This is a genomic window from Streptomyces sp. NRRL B-3229, from assembly GCF_000719505.1.
GTDB lineage: Bacteria > Actinomycetota > Actinomycetes > Streptomycetales > Streptomycetaceae > Streptomyces > Streptomyces griseorubiginosus.
The window spans coordinates 1-1,731 of sequence record NZ_JOGP01000070.1 but is presented as its reverse complement, the minus strand read 5'-3'; the positions used below and the strand labels follow the sequence as shown (position 1 = coordinate 1,731).

At 72.3% G+C, this 1,731-nt stretch carries 1 protein-coding gene; it reads right to left on the bottom strand.

Annotation, left to right across the window (positions count from 1 at the left end; translation table 11 throughout):
• Window positions 1–1,731: condensation domain-containing protein (locus IF54_RS0138690; RefSeq protein WP_030327369.1), on the bottom strand; the 1,731-nt coding region annotated here is incomplete at both ends.

The window sequence follows — 1,731 nt, the reverse complement described above, 5'->3', positions numbered from 1 at the left end:
GGCGTCCGACAGGAACGCGCCGCGCGCGTCACCGCCCGCGTCCGCCGCCATCGCCTCCAGCACCGAGCGGTACATCCCGCCCAGCCGGGCCAGACCCGCGCGGCTGAACACGTCGGTGGAGGTGGTCAGTTTGAAGGCGCCGCCGCTCGCGATGGCGGAGAGAGCGAACTCGTTGGTGCCCTCGCCCATGGTCCCGTCGACGTCGACGGTGTCGGTGTCGACCTGGTGGAAGTTCTGGTGGTCGAACAGGACGGTCAGGAGATTGCCGGTACCGCCCGCAGCGCGGTGGATGGCGGGCAGTGGGTAGCGGCGGTGGGCCCAGATCTCCGTCTCGCGGGCATAGACCCGCTCCACCAGCTCGTGCCAGGTACGGGCGCCCTGGACGGACGGGAAGGGCAGGGTGTTGAGGTGCATGCCGAGCACCCGGTCGGCGCCCGGCGCCTCCAGGCGGCCGTGGTACACCACGCCGGTGTGGAAGGCGGCGTCCGCCGTGAGGGTGCCGAGCACCTTCAGGTGGGCGGCCAGCAGCACACTCTTCAACGACGTCCGGGCCTCGGCGGCGAGCCGGCGCAGGCCGTCCTCCAGGTCGGCGAAGGGGACACGGAGGCCGTGCCGCTCGGGCGCGCCTGCCCCGTAGGTGCTGTCGTCCGCCCAGGAGACGGGCAGCGCCAGCGGGCCGTGGGTCTCCACCACGCCCTGCCAGAAGGCCTGGTCGGCCGCGTCCGCGAGAGAGACCTGCTCGGCGGCGATGAAGTCGGCGTACCGGACAGCCGGCGCCTCGTACACGGCCGGCTCCCGCCCGTCGCGCAGGGCCCGGTAGACGTCCAGCAGCTCCATGAGCAGCGAGTTGACCGTCCAGCCGTCGGTGATCGCATGGCAGTGGCTGAGCGTCACGCGCCACGCCTCGTCGGACTCCAGGTGCACGGCGACGCGCAGCAGCGGGGCGTCGGCGAGCTCGAACCCGGCCGCCCGTTCCCCGGCCAGGTAGGCACGCCGCCGCTCGTTCTGTACGGCCGCCGGCGCCTCCCGCAGGTCGTGCACGGTGAGCGGGATCTTGACGCAGCCGTGGACCAGCTGGAGCGGCTGGCTGAAGCCGTCCAGGTGCATCGACGTGCGCAGGATCTCGTGCCGGGAGGCCACCGCGTCCAGCGCCTGCCGCATCGCCTCGACCGCGAACGGCTCCGTGTCCGGGATCCGGAACGACGTGATGTTCTGGTAGGCGTGCTCGTCGCCCGAGGCGAGCATCTCGACCAGCATGCCGGTCTGCACCTGCGAGAGCGGGTACGCGTCCGTCACGTCCGCCGGGAGCGCGGCGCGGTCGTCGGCGCCGATCTGGGCGAAGGGTTCCACGGCGGCGACCAGCGAGTGCCCGGCGTCACCGCCGGAGACCAGCGCGCCCAAGGCCGCGATGGTCCGGTGCTGGAAGACGTCCGGGATGGAGACGTCGTATCCGGCGGCGCGGAGTGCGCCGACGAGGCGTACGGCGCGGATGGAGTCGCCGCCGAGGTCGAAGAAGCTGTCTTCGACGCCGACGCGGTCGAGTCCGAGGACGTCCTGCCAGATGGCCGCCAGTTTCTCCTCGGCGGGGGTACGGGGGGCGATGTAGTGGTCGGCTCCGGTGAGGGCTGTCAGGTCGGGGGTGGGGAGGGCTCGGTGGTCGATCTTGCCGTTGGTGGTGAGGGGGATGCGGTCGATGGCCACGAACGCGGCCGGGAGCATGTAGTCGGGGAG